At 73.7% G+C, this 16,044-nt stretch carries 16 protein-coding genes; 9 read left to right on the top strand and 7 right to left on the bottom strand.

All coding sequences use genetic code 11. The annotated features are described in order from the left end of the window. Positions 1 to 90: 90 nt before the first annotated feature. Positions 91 to 1,230: a serine hydrolase domain-containing protein gene (locus BJ961_RS29230; protein ID WP_271415785.1), complete on the top strand. Its 1,140-nt coding sequence runs from the start codon at positions 91 to 93 to the stop codon at positions 1,228 to 1,230. 260 nt (positions 1,231 to 1,490) lie between these two features. On the opposite strand, the gene BJ961_RS29225 is transcribed toward BJ961_RS29230, so the two are convergent. Continuing rightward, positions 1,491 to 2,366, bottom strand: a complete 876-nt coding sequence (locus tag BJ961_RS29225) for a glycosyltransferase family 2 protein (protein ID WP_271415784.1) — start codon at positions 2,364 to 2,366, stop codon at positions 1,491 to 1,493. A gap of 83 nt (positions 2,367 to 2,449) precedes the next feature. On the opposite strand from BJ961_RS29225, the gene BJ961_RS29220 reads away from it, so the two are divergent. Then, on the top strand, positions 2,450 to 2,680 hold the full coding sequence (locus BJ961_RS29220) for a hypothetical protein (protein WP_271415783.1): 231 nt from the start codon (positions 2,450 to 2,452) through the stop codon (positions 2,678 to 2,680). A gap of 44 nt (positions 2,681 to 2,724) precedes the next feature. Further along, positions 2,725 to 3,186 (top strand): hypothetical protein, encoded by a 462-nt coding sequence (locus tag BJ961_RS29215; protein ID WP_271415782.1) that lies wholly within the window; start codon positions 2,725 to 2,727, stop codon positions 3,184 to 3,186. A gap of 68 nt (positions 3,187 to 3,254) precedes the next feature. On the opposite strand, the gene BJ961_RS29210 is transcribed toward BJ961_RS29215, so the two are convergent. Next, positions 3,255 to 4,811, bottom strand: coding sequence for an alpha/beta hydrolase (locus BJ961_RS29210; protein WP_271415781.1), 1,557 nt, complete (start codon positions 4,809 to 4,811; stop codon positions 3,255 to 3,257). Between the two features lie 259 nt (positions 4,812 to 5,070). Between BJ961_RS29210 and BJ961_RS29205 the strand changes: the two genes are divergently transcribed. Further along, the gene (locus BJ961_RS29205; RefSeq protein WP_271415780.1) at positions 5,071 to 5,805 is read left to right on the top strand and encodes a translation initiation factor IF-2; all 735 of its coding nucleotides are present in this window, start codon (positions 5,071 to 5,073) and stop codon (positions 5,803 to 5,805) included. A gap of 39 nt (positions 5,806 to 5,844) precedes the next feature. Here BJ961_RS29205 and BJ961_RS29200 read toward each other — a convergent pair whose 3' ends face one another. Beyond that, entirely contained in the window at positions 5,845 to 6,474 is a 630-nt protein-coding gene (locus BJ961_RS29200) for a class F sortase (RefSeq protein WP_271415779.1), read from the bottom strand. A gap of 120 nt (positions 6,475 to 6,594) precedes the next feature. Next, on the bottom strand, positions 6,595 to 7,143 hold the full coding sequence (locus tag BJ961_RS29195) for a hypothetical protein (RefSeq protein ID WP_271415778.1): 549 nt from the start codon (positions 7,141 to 7,143) through the stop codon (positions 6,595 to 6,597). A 165-nt stretch (positions 7,144 to 7,308) separates the two neighbouring features. On the opposite strand from BJ961_RS29195, the gene BJ961_RS29190 reads away from it, so the two are divergent. The 3 genes from BJ961_RS29190 to BJ961_RS29180 all read left to right on the top strand — a co-directional run bounded on the left by BJ961_RS29190 (position 7,309) and on the right by BJ961_RS29180 (position 9,626). Then, the gene (locus tag BJ961_RS29190) at positions 7,309 to 7,896 is read left to right on the top strand and encodes an NADPH-dependent FMN reductase (RefSeq protein WP_271415777.1); all 588 of its coding nucleotides are present in this window, start codon (positions 7,309 to 7,311) and stop codon (positions 7,894 to 7,896) included. A 131-nt stretch (positions 7,897 to 8,027) separates the two neighbouring features. Beyond that, positions 8,028 to 8,795, top strand: a complete 768-nt coding sequence (locus tag BJ961_RS29185; protein ID WP_271415776.1) for an oxidoreductase — start codon at positions 8,028 to 8,030, stop codon at positions 8,793 to 8,795. An 87-nt stretch (positions 8,796 to 8,882) separates the two neighbouring features. After that, positions 8,883 to 9,626, top strand: coding sequence for an SDR family oxidoreductase (locus BJ961_RS29180; protein ID WP_271417200.1), 744 nt, complete (start codon positions 8,883 to 8,885; stop codon positions 9,624 to 9,626). Here the strand turns inward: BJ961_RS29180 and BJ961_RS29175 are convergent. The 3 genes from BJ961_RS29175 to BJ961_RS29165 form a co-directional block, all read right to left on the bottom strand. Continuing rightward, complete coding sequence (locus BJ961_RS29175; RefSeq protein WP_271415775.1) at positions 9,575 to 10,504, bottom strand: LysR family transcriptional regulator; 930 nt, start codon at positions 10,502 to 10,504, stop codon at positions 9,575 to 9,577. The genes BJ961_RS29180 and BJ961_RS29175 overlap by 52 nt on opposite strands. Before the next feature lie 105 nt (positions 10,505 to 10,609). Further along, the gene (locus tag BJ961_RS29170) at positions 10,610 to 12,853 is read right to left on the bottom strand and encodes a molybdopterin oxidoreductase family protein (protein WP_271415774.1); all 2,244 of its coding nucleotides are present in this window, start codon (positions 12,851 to 12,853) and stop codon (positions 10,610 to 10,612) included. Positions 12,854 to 12,955: 102 nt separating this feature from the next. Continuing rightward, positions 12,956 to 13,642 carry a SanA/YdcF family protein gene (locus BJ961_RS29165; protein ID WP_271415773.1) on the bottom strand — a complete coding sequence of 229 codons (687 nt, stop codon included), beginning with the start codon at positions 13,640 to 13,642 and terminating at the stop codon, positions 12,956 to 12,958. 165 nt (positions 13,643 to 13,807) lie between these two features. On the opposite strand from BJ961_RS29165, the gene BJ961_RS29160 reads away from it, so the two are divergent. Then, complete coding sequence (locus tag BJ961_RS29160) at positions 13,808 to 14,683, top strand: sirohydrochlorin chelatase (protein WP_271415772.1); 876 nt, start codon at positions 13,808 to 13,810, stop codon at positions 14,681 to 14,683. Between the two features lies 1 nt (position 14,684). Beyond that, entirely contained in the window at positions 14,685 to 15,959 is a 1,275-nt protein-coding gene (locus BJ961_RS29155) for a deoxyguanosinetriphosphate triphosphohydrolase (protein ID WP_271415771.1), read from the top strand. Positions 15,960 to 16,044: the final 85 nt, after the last annotated feature.

The raw sequence follows: 16,044 nt of genomic DNA, 5'->3' as shown, positions 1-16,044 counted from the left end.
GCGTCGGCCATCCATACCGGAGCCGCCACGGTGGCGTACCCCCGGCACACCGGGGCCGCGGCCAGCAACATCGACGAAGGACAGCGCGCCATGACCACACTCCACGGAACGTCCGAGCCCCGCTTCGCGGGCCTGCGGGAGACACTGCGGCGGAACCTCGTATCCGGTGAGGAGATCGGCGCCTCGCTGGTCGTGGACATCGACGGTGAGCGCGTCGTGGACCTGTGGGGCGGGCACCGCGACGTCGCCCGTACCGCCGCCTGGGAGGAGGACACCCTCACCAACGTGTGGTCGATCACGAAGACCGTCACCAGTCTCGCTGCGCTCATGCTGGTGGACCGGGGAGAACTCGACGTGTACGCGCCGGTGGCCCGGTACTGGCCCGAGTTCGCCGCGGGCGGCAAGCGGGACGTCGAAGTCCGCCATCTGCTCTCCCACACCTCCGGCGTCTCCGGGCTTGAGCAGCCGGCGACCGTGGAGGACCTGTACGACACGACCGGCGCGGCGGCCCGGATGGCCGCGCAGACACCGTGGTGGAAGCCGGGCACGGCCTCCGGCTACCACGTGATGAACTACGGGCACCTCATCGGGGAACTCGTGCACAGGATCACCGGCCGGTCCCTGCGGCAGTTCGTCGCCGAGGAGGTCGCTCGCCCGCTGGGAGCGGACTTCCAGATAGGCGCAGCCGAAGCGGACTGGACGCGGGTCGCGGACATCGTGCCGCCGCCCCCGCCGCCGTCCGATCCGGCCGCCCTCACGACTGCCAGTCCCGCCTACAAGACCCTGACGGGCCCGGCGGTGGCGGCGGCAACCGCGAACACCCCGGCCTGGCGGGCCGCGGACATCGGTGCGGCAAACGGCCACGGCAACGCCCGATCCGTCGCACGCATCCTGTCCGCGCTCGCCCGCGGCGGCCAGGTCGACGGCATCCGGCTGCTCAGCGAGAAGACGATCGACCTCATCTTCGACGTGCAGGCGGACGGAGTCGACCTCGTCAACGGCCTGCCGTCTCGCTGGGGTGTCGGCTTCGCATTGCCGAGGAAGGACACCCTGTCCTGGATTCCGGAGGGCAGGATCGCGTTCTGGGGCGGCTGGGGCGGCTCGATGATCATCGTGGATCTCGACCGGCGCATGACCATCTCCTACGTCATGAACAAGATGGGACCGGGCATCCTCGGCTCCGACCGCAGCGCCGCCTACGTCCGAACCGTCTACGACCAGCTGCCCTGAGCGGCCCTGCTCTCGTTCAGCACGAGCTGGTCGATGGAGTTCATCAGCGACCACCCACAAGAGCGAATCGCGATGCGAGACCGCGAGGCCTGACAACCGCGACACGGACCCCCTGCAACGGGAGACCGGTGCCACTGCGCGAGCGCCACGGGACCGAGACACTTCGCATGGTGGACACGGCCTTTGCCGCGTTGACCCAGAAGCCCCCCGAGGCGATCCCCGCGTGGTTGCGGGCCGAGTCCAAAGCAGTGACTGCCTGATCAGACGACCGGCGGTCGGCCCAGGCGGGGCATCCGCCATACCGTCGACCACCGAATCGGCCGCCGTGGCGGGCACGGGGTGCGCAGGCCCTCGGCGAATCCGCCGAACCAGGCGCGGAGCCCTGCCGCCGACCGCGTACGTGCCACGGTCGTCGCGGTCCAGATACCCAGGTACAGAGGGACGAGTACGGCGGGGAGACGCCTCTTGGCGAGCCAGACCCGGTTGCGGGCGACCATGCGGTGGAAGACGGCGTGGCGGGTCGGTGAGGTCCATGGATGCTGGAGTACCAGTTTCGGCTCGTAGAGCACCTTCCAGTCCGCGTCCAGCGCACGCCACGCCAGGTCGGTCTCCTCGTGCGCGTAGAAGAAGGGCTCGGGCCACCCACCGATCTGGTCAAGCATGCGCATGGACAGCCCGTGCCCGCCACCGAGGAACGTCGTCACCAGCCCGCCCCGCATCGGATCTGCCGCGCGCAAGCGCGGGACGTGCCGGCGCTGGGTGCGGCCCTGCTCGTCGGCGATGCGGAAACCGACGACACCCAGTCGCTCGTCCGCCGCGTACAGCTCCGTAAGCCGCCTGAAGACGTCTGAGCTGATCAGCAGACCGTCGTCGTCCAGGTCCACCACCACAGCGACATCCTCGAACTCCCGCAACCGGGCCAGGGCGGCATTCCGGCCACCAGAGATCCCCAGGTTCTCCGTCAGCTCGACACCGGTCACCCAGTCCGGCAGTACGGGCAGCGGCGAGCCGTTGCCAACCACCACCACCCGTGCCGCAGGCGTGTCCTGCGCGGCGACCGACGCAAGGAGGTCGGTCAGCTCGGCGGGCCGCGTGCCCATGGTCAAGATGGCGACGCCAACGCGCGGATGACTCACGGATGAACTCTCCGTTCCTCGGTCTGGTCCGGGTGATGCTAGCTGTCCCGGGGCCGACCGCCGACGACACAGGAAGGGCACCGATGCCCAGAATCCGCCTCGGCGACTACCTCACCGCCCCTACCAGCGGAATGCTGGACACCACTCCGTACGAACAGATGGAGGAGACCGATCTCGCCGAGTTTCTGTCACTCTGGGGGGACTGGCACCGCCGGGCACTTGCTCGGCTCCCGTACCGCATCCACCCCACGGCGCAGATCCACCCGACCGCGATCGTCGGCGACGACGTGATCACCGAGGTTCGCCGGGGCTGACGGACCATGCGCGATCATGGCGGGCACCACGGGCGAGGTGAGCGATGAGTGACAACTACCTGACGGTGATCCCAGTCGATCCCTACTGGCAGCCCAGTAAGGATGCGGCGGGTCGTGCCGCCGCCGTGCTGTCCGGGATGCTTCCCGACGATGACGCCCGCCGTGGTCTGGAAGCCAAGTGGCACGACAGCGTTGAGGTGGTCGACTGTGGTGCCAATCTGGAGAGGATCTCCTGCCCGCACTGCGCCGCGGAACTCACCACCGACTGGTGGGCGGCGGCCGTGTCGGAGCGCTACGACGCGGGCTTTCCGACGCTCCTGGGGAGGGTCCCCTGCTGTGGTGTCGAGATGTCACTCAACGCACTGGTCTACGACTGGCCGATGGGGTTCGCGCGATTCAGGATCGAGGTCCCTTGTCCCGACCGGGCATGGCTGACCGACGAGGAACTGGCCTCCCTCGCTGACGCGCTCGGACATCCCCTGCGACAGATCCTCGTCCATACCTAGTAGTGCCCTGGCCGGGAAGGTTCGCCGGGTTGGCAACCGACGGCCGCCCGGCGGGATCCGTACGGGCCTCAGGACATGCTGCCCCGGCACACCGTCCCCACGGCCGGGGTGCGGCCCGTGCGGAGGTAGGTGTCGACCGCCTCCGTGACGCAGCGGTTGTACGGGTAGGTGCCGTGGCCCTCCTCCTCGGCCGTCAGGAGCACGCCGACACCGTCGCCCAGAGCGCGGGCCATGTGGCGGGCGCCGGGAAACGGGGTGTTCGGATCGCCGGTGCCGCCGACCACGAGGACGGGGGCCGCGCCGTCGGCGCTCACCTGGGGCGTGGCGTGCTCGCCGGCGAACGGCCAGTCGTAGCAGAGGTAGACGCCGGTGGACCAGGCCTCGCCGAAGACGGGTGAGGCGGCTTCGACGCGGGCCGCGTCCTTGTCCAGGCGTTCGAAGCCGGGGCGCGGGCTGGAGTCCGCGCAGGTGATCGCGATCTGGGCGGCGCGGCTGCTGTCGTCGTGCGGAGTCGCCGCGCTCTCGGCGGAGCCGGCGTCGTCCGCGCCCTCGCTCAGCGGACCGGCGTCGTTGTGGTCGATCAGCGCGGTGAGGGCCTCGGCGAGCGGCGACCAGCCGTCCGTGCCGAGGTCGAGATAGTCGCTGACGGCGTACGCGAGGTCGTCGGCGTCGAGGCTCCTCCCGCCGCCTGCCGGGGCGGGCTCCTTCTCCAAGCGGTCGGACAGGTGCGCCATGCGTCGCGCGGCTTCCTCGGGCCCCTCGCCGGTCGGGCAGTGGCTGATACGTGCCGCGCAGTGCGCGGCGAACCGGTCGAACGCCGCCTGGACCGCCTTGACCTGCGACAGCTGCTCCTCGCTGAGGTCCTCGGTCGGATCGACGGACGCTTCGAGGACGAGCCGTCCGACGTGCGACGGGTACAGGTGGGCGTAGACCGCGCCGAGCGCTGTTCCGTACGAGACGCCGAAGTAGTGCAGCCGCTCGTCGCCGAGGAGGTAGCGCATCAGGTCCAGGTCGCGCGCGGTGTGCGAGGTGCCGATGTACGGGAGGAGGGCCCCGGAGTACTCGGCGCAGGCGTCGGCCCCTTCGTAGCCGGTGTCGCCCGCGGTCTTCGCGCAGCGCACGGGGATGGTCGCGCCGACGCCGCGCGGGTCGAAGGAGACCAGGTCGTAGCGGTCGAGCAGCGACTTGTACTGGTCGAGGTACGCGGGCAGCGCGCTCACGCCGGACACGCCGGGACCGCCGAAGTTGAGAACGAGCGAGCCGATGCGCCGGGCGTTCGGGCCGGTGGCCTTGTGGCGGATCAGGGCGACGTCGATCGTCCTGCCGTCCGGTTTCCGGTAGTCGAGGGGGGTCTTCATGACGGCGCAGTCGTAGCCCCTGCGCGCGGCGGGCGGCGAGGTGCAGCGGGACCAGCGCAGGTGCTGGCCGGTGGTGAGCGCGGTGGGCAGACCTGCGGGCGGATTGTTCGCGGTGAACTCCGTACGCGGCTGCGCACTCCGGGCGGGAGCGTCGTGCCGGAGCCAGGCGCCGACGGCCCCGATCGCGACGAGGAGGACCCCGGCGATGATCAGCGCACCAGCCGGGAGACCCGGTCTGCGGCTTCGTATCGCATGCGCGTCACTCATCGAAATCCCCGCCCTCCCGCCCCTGGACGCCCGCCCCCGTGCCCGCAGGCCCGTGTTCGTGATCGGAATCGTGTTCGTGATCGTCCGATCGTCGAATGAGTGCAGAGTACAAGCCGCCTCGGACAGCGGCTCAGCTCCTGGCGTCACGGGTCCCCGCCGGGTCCCCGCCGGGTTCGTCCACCGGCTGAGTACGATCGCCCACGCCGGTCCGAGTACGCGTGCGGTCGTCCGCCGCGCCCGGCGCCGGGAGGGTGGACGGATGCGTCGACTGCTGCTGCTCGCACCGCTGTTGCTGCTCACCGTCGGCTGCGGGGTGACGCAGTCGTCCGAGGACCGGGCGACGGACGACGCACGGGAGGTCGCCAGGGAGGCGGGCGAACGGCTCTACGGGCAGCGCCCGCGCACGGCGGAGGAGGTGGGGCGCACCGCCGCCGGCGTCGACGGGGTGGAGGTGCTGCGGGTGACGGGCACCTCGACGCACGAGGGGGACGGCGTCGAGGTGGTCGTCCGCACCACCGGACGGGCGTACAGCCGGTGGCGCGACGCCAACGAGGCCGTTGTGCGGCGCTGTTTCGCGGTGCGGGTGTCGCCCCGCTCCCAGTGGCGTGAGGTGCCCCGCGACGTGGACTGCCCGAAGGGCCCCGCGCTCGCCTTCGCCCCGCCGCCCGAACCGCCCCGGCTGCCCGCCCGGGAACTCCGCGCGGAACTTCCCCGGGTCCCGGAGGGCGGCCGGGTGGACGAGGCGGAGGTACGCCGGACGCTGGCCGCCCTGGACCTGGATCCGGCGGTCCTCACCGAGGTGAAGGCGGACGGCGGCCGGGTCGGCGTCCTGCTGTCGGTGAAGGGCGCCCCCTTCGACCCCCAGGACTGCCTGCTCGCCCGCGTCGGCCCCGGCGCCACCGAGGTGTGGGTGCCGCCGCGGATCCAGCGGATGCCCGGCGAGGGCGGCTGCACGATCGACAACGCCCTGCACCCGCTGCCGCACCCGCACTGAGGCGGAGGAGCCGAGGTGCGGGCCCGCGCCGCGCCCACCTCACCGGCTGCCGGTGAGGTGGGCGAAGACGACCACGTTGCCCTGGTAGCCGGTACTGCGTGAGTAGGGGCCGCCGCAGGTGATGACCCGCAGTTCGGGGCGGTCGGCGGCGCCGTAGACCTTCTCGTCGGGGAAGGCGTCGGTGGCGTAGACCTCCACCGCGTCCACGGTGAAGACCGCGACACCGCCGTCGCGCCGGTCGACCTCGACCGTCGAGCCCTTGGCCAGGGCGCCGAGGCGGTAGAAGACGGCGGGGCCCTCGGCGTTGTCGACGTGACCGGCGACGATCGCGGTGCCCGTCTCGCCGGGGGTGGTACCGGCCTCGTACCAGCCGGCGAGGTTCTTCTTCTCGGCGGGCGGCACGTCCAGGCTGCCCGAACCGGTCAGACCCAGGCCCGTCAGCGGGGCGTCCACGCCGATCGCCGGGATGCGCACGCGGTCCGGCGGGGAGGGCGGCAGCGCGGCAGCGGCGGCCGCCCCTCCGGTCCGGTCCGCCCGCCCGGTGCCGGACTGCGCGGCCGACGGCTGCGGCGGTGACCCGGTGCGGCCGCCGCCGAGCAGCAGCCCCGCCCCCGAGCAGAGGGCGACCACGGTGACGGCCGCTATCGCGGTGTCCTTGACCCTGCGCATGACGTCCCCTCTCCCTCGGGTCCCTGAAGGGTGCCCTGCCCCCTCCGGGCCGCGAGGGGCGTCGGACCCGGAGGGGGCGGGGAAGTGCGGTACCGGCGGACGGGCAGCGGAGGGTGCCCGTCAGATCCCGTCGCCTCTCGCCCGGCGATGCAGGAGCCAGGTACCGCCCGCGGCGGCGACGGCGAGAGCCGCCACACCGGCCGCGGTCTGCACGGGATCGGGGCCAAGAGCGCCGCCGACCCCCGTCTTCACGCTTCCTCTGGGATACACCTGCCCGGCGGCCGAGGTGAGCGTGACCACCAGATCGCCCGTCACCCGCCGTTCGTCGTCCCCGCAGGTCGCGACGATCTCGTACGTCCCCGGCTGCGCGCTCGGCGGCACCTCGAAGTGGCCCGCCGCGCCGTCGCCCGCACCCTCGGCCCCGTCTCCGCCGGGCGCCAGCGGGAACGCGCCCGCGCCCACCGCACTGGCGTCTCCCGCCGCCGAGCCGCCCTTCCCGCACAGCGTCGTCGTCACCAGCGCCCGCTCGCCCGGCACGACCGAGGACGGATACACCGTCAGGCCGCCGGTGGCGACGTCCTCCCCGGCATACACGGGGGCCGCGGTGGTCAGACCGACGGCCGCGGCGGCGAGCGCGGTACCGGTCAGCAGGCGGGCGGTACGTCGCATCGGTGCTCCTTTGAGCTCTTCGGTGGCCCCTGCCCTACCGAGGAAAGTCGCACCGGGCCCGGGGCGCCCCCCGAGCGGGTGTGAACGGGTGACCGGCGCCTCCGGACGGGCCCGCCGGCCACACCGCTTGACCTCGAGCAAACTTGAGGTACCAGGCTCTCCCGTATGGACACAACGACCGCACCGCTGCGTGTGACCCTGCTCGTCGGCAGCAACCGCCACGGCCGCTTCGGCCCCGTCGTCGCCGACTGGCTGATGAGCCACCTCCGGGCCCACGACGACCTGGTCCCGGACCTCGTGGACGTCGCCGGGACCGACCTGCCCACCACCTTCGCCCGGACCCCGCAGGCCACCGCCGCGCTGGCGGAGATCACCCCGAAACTGGCGGACGCCGACGCGTTCGTCGTCCTCACCCCCGAGTACAACCACTCGTTTCCGGCGGGCCTGAAGAACGTCATCGACTGGCACTTCGGCGAGTGGCGTGCCAAGCCCGTCGGCCTGGTCTCCTACGGCGGTCTGTCCGGCGGCCTGCGCGCCGCCGAGCACCTGCGCCAGGTCTTCGCCGAACTGCACGCCGTCACCGTCCGCGACACCGTCTCCTTCCACAACGCCGGCGCCTCCTTCGACGACGCGGGCGTCCTCAGGGATCCGTCGGGGCCGGACGCCGCGGCCAAGACGATGCTCGACCAGGTGGTGTGGTGGGGGCGGGCCCTGCGGGAGGCGAAGGAGAAGCGGCCCTACGACGGCGCGTAGGACGGCGCGGCGAGGCGACAAGGCGCCATAGGAACTTCCTATGGCGCCCGCTGCATATTCGTCTTTGCTCCTTGTTCTTTCCCGGATCTACCGTGAGCGGGTCATCACGAGAGATTCCGAAAGGCAAGGACATGACCGTGCACGAGAACGGGTCGGAAAATGGGGAACTCGCGGGAAAGCGGGCCCTGGTCACCGGCGGAACGCGCGGAATCGGAGCGGCCGTCGTACGCCGGCTCCTGGACGCGGGCGCCGAGGTGGTCACCACCGCCAGGTCGGCGACGGGCACGGCGCCCGAGGGGGCCGCCTTCGTGCAGGCGGACGTGCGGACCCTCGCCGGAGCGGAGGCGCTCGCCGCGGCCGCCCGGGACACGCTCGGCGGGGTGGACGTCCTGGTCCACAACGCGGGCGGGGCACGCCCCCACAAGGACGGCCCGACCATCCCCGACGAGGAGTGGCTGGACGCGCTGGACCTGAACCTCCTCGCGGCGGTCCGGCTGAACTCGCTGCTGGTACCGGGCATGCGGGAACGGCGCTCGGGGGCGATCGTGCACGTCTCCTCGGCCGCGGTCGCCCCTCCGGCGCCCCCGTTCCTGCACTACCAGGCGGCGAAGGCGGCGCTGGAGAACTACAGCCGGGGACTGGCCTCGGCGCTGGCCCCCTCCGGCGTCCGGGTCAACACCGTGAGCCCCGGCCGGACCGCCACCCCCGGCGGCGAGGAGACCCGGGAGAACTGGGCGAGCCTCGACGCGGGACCCGCCCCGACCGGCACCGCACCGCTGGGCCGCGACGGCCGGCCCGACGACATCGCCGAAGCGGTGCTGTTCCTCGCGTCCGACCGGGCGGGCTGGGTGACCGGAACCAACATCGCCGTGGACGGCGGGGAATTCCCCAGGGGCTGACGGCTGCGGATTTGCGAAACGTCGCGGGACGTCGCGGAGCAGGGAAATTCGAAAATGGAAGCAGTAAGTGAAATGGGAAACCTGGAAATGGGCGAGTACAACGGCAGGACCGCCGTGATCACGGGCGGCGGCAGCGGCGTGGGTTTCGCGGTGGCGAAGAAGCTGGTGGACGGCGGAGCCCGCGTGGCGATCACCGGCCGTTCCCGGGCCACCCTCGACGCCGCCCGTGAGCGGCTCGGCGAGAACGCGGTGGCGGTGCCCGGCGACGTGGCCTCGCTGCGCGACCTGGACGCCCTCGCCGACCGGGTGCAGTCCGAACTGGGCACGATCGACGCCCTGTTCGTCAACGCCGGCGTCGCCGCGCTCACGCCCTTCGACTCGACGACCGAGGAGGCGTACGACGAACTGTTCGCCATCAACGTCAAGGGCGCCTGGTTCACCGTGCAGAAGCTCGCCCCGCTGCTGAACCCGGGCGCCGGCATCGTCCTGACCACCTCCGCCGCGAACGTCGTCGGCATGGCGGACACCAGCGTCTACGCGGCCGGGAAGGCGGCCCTGCGCTCCATGGCCCGCAGCTTCTCCCGCGAGCTGCTGCCCCGCGGCATCCGGGTCAACGCGATCAGCCCCGGCCCCGTCGACACGGGTGCCCTGGACGCGACGATGACCCCCGAGGAAGCCGAACGGTTCAAGGCGGAGCGGGTCGCGGACAATCCGATGCGCCGCTTCGGCACCCCCGAGGAGATCGCCCGGGCCGCCCTCTTCCTCGCCTTCGACGCCACCTACACGACCGGCGCCGAACTGGTCGCGGACGGCGGTGCCACCCAGCTCTGACCGAACTTGTACCAGGTCTCCTGCCGCAGGAACTCCAGCAGCGCCGTCTCCGCCGGACCCGCGCCCGGCCGGACCGCGGCCACCACGGGCTGGGAGACGGCCGGGGACACCGGGCGCACCAGGTGCTCGTGCCCGGGCGGCACCGCGGAGGCCGGGACGAACGTCACCCCCAGGCCGTGGACGGCCCAGCGCACGGCCGTCGCCGTCTGGGAGACGCGGGCGACCGTGGTCGGGGCGAGCCCGTTGTCCCGCAGCACGTCCACCAGTACGCCGTCGAGTGCGCTGGCGGTGTCGAACCGCACCCACGGCTCCCGCTCCAGGTCCCGCAGCTCGACGCGGTCCGCGGCGAGCGCCGGATGCCCGGCGGCCAGCACCACCACGAACTCCTCGTCGCCGAGGTGGTGGCCGTCGTACAGGCCCTCCTCGCACGGCCCGGCCATCAGGGCGACGTCGAGGACACCGCCGCGGGCCAGCCGCTCCAGCTCGGTGGGGTTCGGCTCCTCGAAGACGGTGACCTCCAGACGCGGGAAGCGGCGGCGCAGCGCGCTCAGGGCGCCCGGCAGCTGCCGGGCGCCCAGGCCCATCTGCACCGCGACCACCAGCTCGCCCACCAGCTCGTCGGCGCCGGCCCGCGCCGTCGCCCGCGCCCGGCGTGCCGCGTTCACGGCGACCTCCGCCTCCCGCAGGAAGGCGCGTCCGGCCACGGTGGGCACCAGACCGGTCGGCGTGCGGGAGAACAGCTCCACGCCGAGGTCCCGCTCGAGACCGCGGATCTGCTGGGACACCGAGGGCTGGGCGACGTGCAGGACCTCCGCCGCCGCCGTCACCGAGCCCTCCTCGGCGACGGCCAGCGCGTACTCGAACTGCCTCAGGCTCATCGGCTCCCGTCCCCTCGCCCGTACTCTCCCGGCAAGCGTAAGCGAGCGGGGGAGCGCCCCGCCGCCGGTCCGATGCCCGGGCCCGCCCCAGGTCCGCCCGACGCGCTACACGGCCTCCGCCCCCCGCACGACCTCCACCCGTACCGCGCACACCTTGAACTCCGGCATCCGCGAGACCGGGTCCAGCGCCGGGTTGGTCAGTGTGTTGGCGCGGCCCTCGCCCGGCCAGTGGAAGGGCATGAAGACGGTGTCGGGCCGGATGCCGGGGGTGATGCGGGCCGGTGCCACCGCACGCCCCCGCCGGGACACCACCGCCAGCGGGTCCCCCTCGGCCGCCCCCAGCCGCGCCGCCAGCCGCGGGTGCAGCTGCACGAAGGGGCCCGGCGCCGCCGCGTTCAGCTCGGCGACCCGCCGGGTCTGCGCGCCGGACTGGTACTGCGCCACCACCCTGCCCGTGGTCAGCAGCACCGGGTACGCGTCGTCCGGCTCCTCGGCGCTCGGACGGTGCGCGACCGGCACGAAGCGCGCCCGGCCGTCGTCGGTGGCGAAGCGGTCCAGGAAGAGGCGGGGCGTGCCCGGATGGGGCGCGGTCTCCTGGTCCGCGGGCCGGGGCGGGGTGCCGGGGCGGGCCGTGGTCTCGTCGTCCGCGGGTGGTGCCGGGGTGCCGGGTCGTGGCGGGGTGCCGTCGTCCGCGGGTGGTGCCGGGGTGCCGGGTCGGGGCGGGGTGCCGTCGTCCGCGGGTGGTGCCGGGCACGGCCAGAACACGCCGTCCTCCCGCGCCAGCCGCCGGTAGTCGATCCCGGAGTAGTCCGCCGGGCCGCCCGCGCTCGCCCGCCGCAGTTCCTCGAAGACCTCCTCGGGGTCGACCGGGAAGCCCTTCTCCACGCCGAGCCGCCCGGCCAGCCCGTGCAGCACCTCCAGGTCGCCGCGCACCCCGTCCGGCGGGGTGATCGCGCGCCGCCGCAGCAGCACCCGGCCCTCCAGGTTCGTCGTGGTGCCCGTCTCCTCGGCCCACTGCGTCACCGGCAGCACCACGTCCGCCAGTTCCGCCGTCTCGGAGAGCACCACGTCGCACACGGCCAGGAAGTCCAGCGAACGCAGCCGCCCCTCCACGTGCGCGGCGCGCGGCGCCGACACCACCGGGTTGGATCCCATCACCAGCAGGGACCTGACGTCCGTGCCCAGCGCGTCCAGCAACTCGTACGCGCTGCGCCCCGGCCCCGGCAGCGAGTCCGGGTCGACGCCCCACACCTCGGCGACGTGCCGCCGGGCCGCCGGATCGGTCAGCCTGCGGTACCCCGGCAACTGGTCGGCCTTCTGCCCGTGTTCGCGCCCGCCCTGCCCGTTGCCCTGCCCGGTCAGGCAGCCGTACCCCGACCGGGGCCGCCCCGCCCGCCCGGTCGCCAGGCACAGGTTGATCCACGCGCCCACCGTGTCCGTGCCCTTGGCCTGCTGCTCCGGCCCGCGCGCCGTCAGCACCATCGCCGCCTCGGGGGCGCAGAACAGCCGTACCGCCTCCCGCAGTTCGGGCACCGACACCCCGGTGATCCGCTCCACATGCTCCGGCCAGTGCGCCATCGCCGCCGCCCGCGCCTCCTCCCAGCCGGACGTGCGCTCCTCGACGTACGCCTCGTCGACCCGACCCTCGGCGACGACCAGGTGCAGCATGCCCAGCGCGAGCGCCAGGTCGGTGCCGGGCCGGGGCGCGAGGTGCAGGTCGGCCAGCTCGGCGGTCCGCGTCCGGCGCGGGTCGACGACGATCAGCGTGCCGCCGTTGTCCCGCAGTTCGGTGAAGTACCGCAGGGACGGCGGCATCGTCTCCGCCGGGTTCGACCCGACGAGGATCACGCAGCCGGTCCTCGGGACGTCCTCCAGCGGGAACGGCAGCCCCCGGTCGAGCCCGAAGGCCCGCGTCCCGGCCGCCGCCGCCGACGACATGCAGAACCGGCCGTTGTAGTCGATCTGCGAGGTGCCGAGGACCACCCGCGCGAACTTGCCCAGCGCGTACGCCTTCTCGTTGGTCAGCCCGCCCCCGCCGAACACGCCGAGCGCGTCCGCGCCGTACTCCGCCCGCGTCCGCTCCAGGTTCCCGGCGATCCGGTCCAGCGCCTCGTCCCACCCGGCCGGCACCAGAGCCCCGTCGGCCGCGCGCACCAGCGGCGAGGTCAGCCGCGCCCCCGGCGCGAGCACCTGCGGCGCCGTACGCCCCTTGCCGCACAGCGCGCCCCGGTTCACCGGGAAGTCCGCCCGCTCGGACACCGCGACGCTCCCGCCGTCGACGGGCGTCAGGTTCATCCCGCACTGCAGGGCGCAGTACGGGCAGTGCGTGGGGATGGTGGTGTTCCGCATGCCGCCAGCGTGCGACGCGCGTGTTACACCCCCGGTCGGTGCTCTGTTACACCGCCGGGACGGCGGCCTCCCCGCAGCGGTGCGGCCCTGGTGAGGAACGCGTCACCCGGCACCGGCCAGGGCCCGCGCCACCCCCGGCTCCTTCGGCCCCAGGAAGTGCGGATCCGGCTCGAAGACCGCGTCCAGCGCCGCCTTGCCCGCCGCCAGGACCTCCCGCGCGCCCCCGTAGTACCAGGTCACGTCGTGCTCGGCGTCGACCCCGACGCCGTACGACTCCACCCCCGCCTGCTGGCACAGGGCCACCGCACGCCGGATGTGGAAGCCCTGGCTGATCAGCACGGCCCGGTCCACGCCGAAGATCTTCTTCGCGCGGACGCAGGAGTCCCAGGTGTCGAAGCCCGCGTAGTCGCCGACGATCCGCCCGTCGGGAACGCCGTGCCGGACCAGGTAGGCGCGCATCGCGTCCGGCTCGTCGTACTCCTCGCGGCTGTTGTCCCCGGTCACCAGCACCACCTCGATCCGCCCCGCCCGGTACAGCTCCGCCGCCGCGTCCAGCCGGTGCGCGAGGTACGGCGACGGCTCCCCGTCCCACAGCCCGGCCCCGAAGACGACCGCGACCTCGGTGCGCGGCACGTCGGCCACGGTACGCAGCCGGTCGTCGGTGACCAGGCGCAGCCACGTCATCGGCAGCAGTGCCAGCACGCACCCGGCCACCACCACCTGGACCAGCCTCCGCCGCCCCCGGCGGGTACGCGGCAGGCGCGGTCTGCGAAATCTCGGGCGGCGCATCGGACGGTTCCCTCCCCGGTCGGTCTCCTGCCCCCAGGGACGCCCGGGCGGGCCGTCCGGTTCGCCGCCCGCTCACACCGACGTCCCGGCGCCGTGTGAACCGGCGGAAAATCCCCGTGACATCCGCGCAACGGGAAGGCAACGTCCGGCCGCCACCCTCGACCCATGACGGCGACGACACCGACCGGCGGCACGACGAGCACGGCGACCCGCGGCGGCACCCCCGCACTGGTCGTCGTCGCCCACGGCAGCCGCGACCCGCGCGCCCTGCGCACCGTACGGGCCCTCCTCGACCGGGTCCGCGCCCTGCGCCCCGCCCTGCCGGTGCACCTCGGCCACATCGAGCTGAACGAACCCCTGCTGCCCGACACGCTCACCGCCCTCGGGAGCGGGGCGGCGGTCGTCGTCCCGCTCCTGCTGAGCCGCGGCCACCACGTCAAACGGGACATCCCCCAGATGGCGGACGCCGCCCCGGCCCGCACCCGCGTGGCCGCCCCGCTCGGCCCGCACCCCCTCCTGGCGGACGCCCTGCACGCCCGCCTCACGGAGGCCGGCTGGCCCGCCCACGGGGGCCCGGACCACGCCGTCGTCCTCGCCTCCGCGGGTTCCCGGGACCCGGAGTCGCGCGCCGACTCGGCCCGCACGGCAGCACTCCTCGCCACCCGCCTCGGCGTCCCGGTCCTCCCCGCGTACGCCTCGGCGTCGGCCCCGACGGTCCCCGAGGCGATCCGCACCCTGACGTCCCGGGGGCACCGCCGCGTGGCCGTCGCCTCCTGCTTCACCGCCCCGGGCCGCTTCGCGGCACAGTGCGCCGCGCAGGCCCCCTGGATCGCCTCCGCCCCCCTGGGTACCCATCCGGCCATGGCCCGCCTGCTCCTGCACCGCTACGACACGGCACGTGAAGGAGGCGACGAGGACAGTGCCCCGAAGGGGAGCGGGGAACGGCGCGACCGGCCCCGGACGGCCCGCAGCCGCACGAGCGCGGAACCCCGCGGACGAGTAGGCCCCCCGACTGTCACACCTTCCGCATACTGTTCATGACATGGAAGGCACCGCACCCCCACCCCCGTACGACCCCACGTCAGTGGCCCGCTACGCCCCCGAACCCGACAAACGCCCCGGCCGCACCGCCTTCCAGCGCGACCGCGCCCGCATCCTGCACTCCGCCGCCCTGCGCCGCCTCGCCGGGAAGACGCAGGTCGTCGCGCCGGGGGAGGGCAGCCCCGTCTGGGATGCCAGCCCCCGCACCCGCCTCACGCACTCCCTGGAGTGCGCCCAGGTCGGCCGCGAGCTGGGCGCCGCCCTCGGCTGCGACCCGGACCTCGTCGAGGCCGCCTGCCTCGCCCACGACCTGGGCCACCCGCCCTTCGGGCACAACGGCGAACAGGCGCTCAACGCGTTCGCCGAGGACTGCGGCGGCTTCGAGGGCAACGCCCAGTCGCTCAGGCTCCTCACCCGCATCGAGCCCAAACGGTTCACCGAGGACGGCTCCGTCGGCCTCAACCTCACCCGCGCCACCCTCGACGCCGCGACCAAGTACCCCTGGCCGCGCGGCGCCCACCCCACCGACCCGCTCTCCCGCAAGTTCGGCGTCTACGACGACGACCGGCCCGTCTTCGAGTGGCTCCGCGAGGACGCCCCCGGCGCCCGTACCTGCTTCGAGGCCCAGGTCATGGACTGGGCCGACGACGTGGCGTACTCGGTGCACGACGTCGAGGACGGCCTGCACGCCGGTCACATCGACCCGAACTGCCTGCTCGCCGACCCCGAGCGCGAGGCCGTCTTCGACGCCGCCGTCGGACGCTACGTCCCCGCCGGCACCGACCGCGCGGAGCTGGCCGACGCCCTCGACCGGCTCCTCGCCCAGGACTGGTGGCCGCACGGCTACGACGGCTCGGCCGGCGCCCAGGCCCGGCTGAAGGACGCCACCAGCCAGCTCATCGGCCGCTTCTGCCTGGCCGCCGAGACGGCCACCCGGGCCGCGTACGGGGACGGCCGGCTCACCCGGTACACCGCCGAGCTGGTCGTGCCCCGCGAGACCCGCCTGGAGTGCGCCGTCCTCAAGGCGGTCGCCGTCCGGTACGTCATGCAGCGCACCGAGCAGGAGCGGCTCCGCGCCGACCAGCGGATCGTCGTCGCCGAACTGGCCGAGGCGCTCACGGCCCGCGCGCCGGACGGGCTCGACCCCCAGTTCCGCTCCCTGTTCGACACGGCCGACGGCGACCGGGCCCGCAAACGGGTGATCGTCGACCAGATCGCCTCCCTCACCGACGCCTCGGCCCGCTCGCTTCACGCCCGTCTGACGGGGCATCCGTGACACTGGCGGCGGGACGGGTGCGACCCGGCGCCGCCCGCGTGCCCGAAACGCGGCACTCGGGCGACCGGAACACGGCAGGCCGTGG

Origin of the sequence: Streptomyces lienomycini, assembly GCF_027947595.1 — a bacterium.
GTDB classification, from domain to species: Bacteria; Actinomycetota; Actinomycetes; order Streptomycetales; family Streptomycetaceae; genus Streptomyces; species Streptomyces lienomycini.
Note: the sequence above shows the minus strand (reverse complement) of the source record. Positions and strands in the feature narration are given on the sequence as shown.

Coding starts and splice junctions, on each gene's coding strand:
- BJ961_RS29230 (WP_271415785.1), top strand. CDS start 91: ATGACCACACTCCACGGAACGTCCGAGCCCCGCTTCGCGGGCCTGCGG.
- BJ961_RS29220 (WP_271415783.1), top strand. CDS start 2,450: ATGCCCAGAATCCGCCTCGGCGACTACCTCACCGCCCCTACCAGCGGA.
- BJ961_RS29215 (WP_271415782.1), top strand. CDS start 2,725: ATGAGTGACAACTACCTGACGGTGATCCCAGTCGATCCCTACTGGCAG.
- BJ961_RS29210 (WP_271415781.1), bottom strand. CDS start 4,811: ATGAGTGACGCGCATGCGATACGAAGCCGCAGACCGGGTCTCCCGGCT.
- BJ961_RS29205 (WP_271415780.1), top strand. CDS start 5,071: ATGCGTCGACTGCTGCTGCTCGCACCGCTGTTGCTGCTCACCGTCGGC.
- BJ961_RS29200 (WP_271415779.1), bottom strand. CDS start 6,474: ATGCGCAGGGTCAAGGACACCGCGATAGCGGCCGTCACCGTGGTCGCC.
- BJ961_RS29195 (WP_271415778.1), bottom strand. CDS start 7,143: ATGCGACGTACCGCCCGCCTGCTGACCGGTACCGCGCTCGCCGCCGCG.
- BJ961_RS29190 (WP_271415777.1), top strand. CDS start 7,309: ATGGACACAACGACCGCACCGCTGCGTGTGACCCTGCTCGTCGGCAGC.
- BJ961_RS29185 (WP_271415776.1), top strand. CDS start 8,028: ATGACCGTGCACGAGAACGGGTCGGAAAATGGGGAACTCGCGGGAAAG.
- BJ961_RS29180 (WP_271417200.1), top strand. CDS start 8,883: ATGGGCGAGTACAACGGCAGGACCGCCGTGATCACGGGCGGCGGCAGC.
- BJ961_RS29175 (WP_271415775.1), bottom strand. CDS start 10,504: ATGAGCCTGAGGCAGTTCGAGTACGCGCTGGCCGTCGCCGAGGAGGGC.
- BJ961_RS29170 (WP_271415774.1), bottom strand. CDS start 12,853: ATGCGGAACACCACCATCCCCACGCACTGCCCGTACTGCGCCCTGCAG.
- BJ961_RS29165 (WP_271415773.1), bottom strand. CDS start 13,642: ATGCGCCGCCCGAGATTTCGCAGACCGCGCCTGCCGCGTACCCGCCGG.
- BJ961_RS29160 (WP_271415772.1), top strand. CDS start 13,808: ATGACGGCGACGACACCGACCGGCGGCACGACGAGCACGGCGACCCGC.
- BJ961_RS29155 (WP_271415771.1), top strand. CDS start 14,685: ATGGAAGGCACCGCACCCCCACCCCCGTACGACCCCACGTCAGTGGCC.